The organism is Endozoicomonas sp. SESOKO4, from assembly GCF_024606275.1.
Window position 1 is genome coordinate 1 of sequence record NZ_JAHHPS010000496.1, and the last position, 3,101, is coordinate 3,101.

The 3,101-nt window shown below is 47.4% G+C and carries 4 protein-coding genes; 2 read left to right on the plus strand and 2 right to left on the minus strand.

Going from position 1 to position 3,101, the window contains the following annotated elements:
* Window positions 1–844, plus strand: an 844-nt coding sequence (thiL, locus tag KDK16_RS09530; protein ID WP_257275790.1) for a thiamine-phosphate kinase, incomplete at its 5' end; no start/stop codon positions are given.
* 48 nt (window positions 845–892) lie between these two features.
* Window positions 893–1,366 carry a phosphatidylglycerophosphatase A gene (locus tag KDK16_RS09535; RefSeq protein ID WP_257275791.1) on the plus strand — a complete coding sequence of 158 codons (474 nt, stop codon included), beginning with the start codon at window positions 893–895 and terminating at the stop codon, window positions 1,364–1,366.
* Window positions 1,367–1,479: 113 nt separating this feature from the next.
* Here KDK16_RS09535 and KDK16_RS09540 read toward each other — a convergent pair whose 3' ends face one another.
* Both KDK16_RS09540 and KDK16_RS09545 read right to left on the minus strand, forming a co-directional pair.
* Entirely contained in the window at window positions 1,480–2,022 is a 543-nt protein-coding gene (locus tag KDK16_RS09540) for a FlgO family outer membrane protein (protein ID WP_257275792.1), read from the minus strand.
* Between the two features lies 1 nt (window position 2,023).
* Complete coding sequence (locus KDK16_RS09545; RefSeq protein WP_257275793.1) at window positions 2,024–2,659, minus strand: hypothetical protein; 636 nt, start codon at window positions 2,657–2,659, stop codon at window positions 2,024–2,026.
* Between the last annotated feature and the right edge of the window lie 442 nt (window positions 2,660–3,101).

Genomic DNA, 3,101 nt, shown 5'->3' on the forward strand with positions numbered 1-3,101 from the left:
ACTGGCCCGATCCCTGGACACGCTGGTTGAAGGTATTCACTTCCCGAAACACTGTGATCCTTATCTGCTGGGTTATCGGGCGTTGGCCGTTAATCTCAGTGATCTCGCCGCTATGGGAGCAAAACCCCACAGTTTTACACTGGGCTTAACCATGCCTGAATCGAATGATGTCTGGCTTCAGTCGTTTTCTGACGGTCTGGCAGAGCTGGCATCAATCCATCAGATCGGGCTGATTGGGGGTGACACCACTCGGGGGCCTTTAACCCTCTCGATACAGGTGCAGGGTACATTACCCGAAGCCAATGCTCTGCGGCGCAATGGCGCTCAAGTCGGGGACCTGATATATGTCAGCGGTTGTCTTGGGGATGCTGCCGGTGCATTACCTGATGTTTTGAGAGGCCAGAACCCAGGAAGCGTTCGCACCCTTGAACAACGCCATCTTCTGGAACGTTACTATCGACCGACACCCAGGATAGCATTGGGTCAATGGTTGCTGGAAAATGGCGCCACGGCTGCCCTGGATATTTCTGATGGTCTGTTGGGCGACTTGGGCCACATTCTTAAAGCCAGTCAGGTCGGTGCTGAAATCAAAACGACATCGGTACCCGTCTCCAAAGCGCTGGGAAGTTTGATGGGTCCGGAGAAATCCAGAGAGCTGGCGCTGACCGGAGGCGATGATTATGAGCTGTGCTTTACATGGCCCGATCGAAAAAAGTTACTGCTTCCTGACAGCTTAATGACAGATAATCCTGTAACCTGCATCGGTCGTATAACTTCCGCTTCCGGGCTGGTGGATGCAGAGACGGCTCAGCCCCTTTCTCCCCGAGCCTATCAGCACTTTTAGTGACTTCTTTTTTATGAAAGAACATTCTTTCATGGGCTATAGGTACTTATGAGTAAAACACCTTCAGTCTGGAAAAATCCGGTCCACTTTTTTGCCTTTGGTCTGGGTAGTGGCTTGTCGCCTGTCGCACCGGGAACCTTTGGTACCGTAGCGGCCATTCCCTTCTATCTGATGTTCCAGTACCTGCCGCTCTGGAATTACTTTCTGGTACTGGTTGTCAGTATTGTTCTGGGTATCTGGCTGTGTGGGAAGACCTCTAAAGATCTGGGTGTCCATGACCATCCGGGTATTGTCTGGGATGAGTTCGTCGGTTACTGGATCACCATGCTGGCCGCTCCCAGTGGCTGGGAGTGGGTGTTGGCCGGCTTCATCCTGTTCCGAATCTTCGATATCTGGAAACCCTGGCCGATCGGTTGGTTGGACAAAAAAGTGCATGGCGGTCTGGGTATCATGATAGACGACATCGTTGCCGGTATTTTTGCGCTTATCTTTCTTCAGGTGATTGCTTATTTTGTGCTGTGATGGTTTGCTCCCTGCTGAGTCTCAAAGCCATCATGTTGAGTGAAGGCATTGAGATACGGCGGGTGTTGGCACCCCATTTCCCGAAAGTGGAAAAAACCTGAATCTGAAGCTGCTTAATAAGACTTTTTAGTCATCATCCGGATGTCAGAGTCTATCGGTAGCTGAAAGTCCACAGTGGACAGTACAATATTATCCACTGTATTTATCAGACGAGCGTTGATGTAAACGGTCTGACTGCCAAGCGCATAGGTTCCAGTCAAAATTGCATCTGCGTTGTAATCTTTGCTGATAGCGGCAAGTTGGCGAGATAAAGTAAATTCGCCCCCTCGTTCATTACTGATAAAAACACTGTTTCGCATTTTGATTTCAATCAGTTCGTAACCCCGGTCGGACAGTCTTGATGAAAGTTGCTCAGATAAAATTCTTCCCAGTGTTGAGGTAGCGCTCAAACTATCGATATCGGCCAGACTGGTTGACAAAATGGTGGAGCCTTCTGGCAATAAGTCACTGGCTTTGGAGTGTAAAGTTGCAGCCGCAATTTTACTGATTCCAACCAGATCTATGCGCGGTGGCTCTTCGTAAACGGGTTGGCTTTCACAAGCTGCCAAGAAGAGAGAAACCAGTAGGATAGACAATCGGATAAGTATGGCTTTCATCTCACAAACCTCCCGCTTCTTGATCTGTCAAACTAACAGAACCTGGTGTTTTGAACTGCTTAACAGATTGATCTGTTATGTAGTAAACATGGGTTTCTGAAAACTGGATGCTACTGCCTTCCTTGACTCTTGTTGTCACGGCAATTTCAGAGTTTGTCCGGCTGGACTTACTGCTCATATATTCAGCCGCAACGACCGCAGGGATCACCCCGTAACCATTGGTTTCAACGATAAACCAGGCACTTGCAAGTCCAATAGACATTGGGAACCCGGTGCCTTTGTCCCTGTCATTGGGGTGACGAACAACATCGACATCAATTTCCAGCTCTGAAAAAGTGGGTGAAGGGGAAAGAGTGACATCCACATCTTTTTTGACCAGCTCACTGACCAGTTGCTTTGAAAATACTTTTGAAAAATCAGTGCTAAAACGACTTTCATCAATGTACAAAGACTTACTGAGCAAATCACCATCCTTTATCAACTGGTCTGAAAGATGATTAGCGATCACCCCCCAATGTTGAGCAGACTGGAGTTTTGTCTGGGAGGTTTGACTGACACTGGAGGCTTTAGGAAGCGGGCTACAGGCCGTTATGCAGAGCAGTGAAAACAACAGCGGTAGATAATGGTACTTGATCATGTCTCTTTAGATTCTTCTTTATTAGGCGACATATGTACGGCTAACTCTACCTGATATGAAGTCCTGTGTCTCTTGGTTTGTACGAATAAATACCTATAATTCTAAGGGTGTTTTTGGTTTTTGTTGTTTGTACGACGATGGTAACTATACATCGCTGTCATTCACCTATTCGGCAAAAATTTATTCTTTTGTACGGCATAAGTCGCAATTAACTTTTCGGCAGAGTTCAACGACTTGACCCTGATGCTTTCGGTGCGCAAGATAGAGCCTAAACAGAATTGGGTTATAACCCGCCACGGGTAATCAATACTAAAAAATAGAATGAAATCAGTGTTCTCTTTCAGGTTCTTTGCTGGAGTGTTTGCCAGCCTGTCATGGTTCTTTTCTGTCTCTTCCCATGCCGTCGATGTCAGTGTAGTTGCCCTGTTCCCAGACAAGGCTC